At 60.0% G+C, this 285-nt stretch carries 1 rRNA gene; it reads right to left on the bottom strand.

What is annotated here, in order from left to right:
* Positions 1–105, bottom strand: a 5S ribosomal RNA gene (gene rrf, locus GWK61_RS55700); the annotation flags it as partial.
* Positions 106–285: the final 180 nt, after the last annotated feature.

Genomic DNA, 285 nt, shown 5'->3' with positions numbered 1-285 from the left:
CCTACTCTCCCACCAGGTCCCCCTGGCAGTACCATCGGCGCTGGCGGGCTTAGCTTCCGGGTTCGGAATGGGACCGGGCGTTTCCCCACCGCTATGGCGGCCGTAACACAACGAGACAACCAGCCGAGACACACGCATACGCATGCTTCCCGAGGCCGGTAGGGGTCTCAGATCTAAACAGTGGATGCGAGCAGCAAAGAAACTCTCGAGCTGAAAGAATCAGCTTTGTGGTCAAGCCCTCGGCCTATTAGTACCGGTCCGCTACACCCCTCACGGAGCTTCCAC

The organism is Catenulispora rubra (genome assembly GCF_015356825.1).
GTDB classification, from domain to species: Bacteria; Actinomycetota; Actinomycetes; order Streptomycetales; family Catenulisporaceae; genus Catenulispora; species Catenulispora rubra.
Note: the sequence above shows the minus strand (reverse complement) of the source record. Positions and strands in the feature narration are given on the sequence as shown.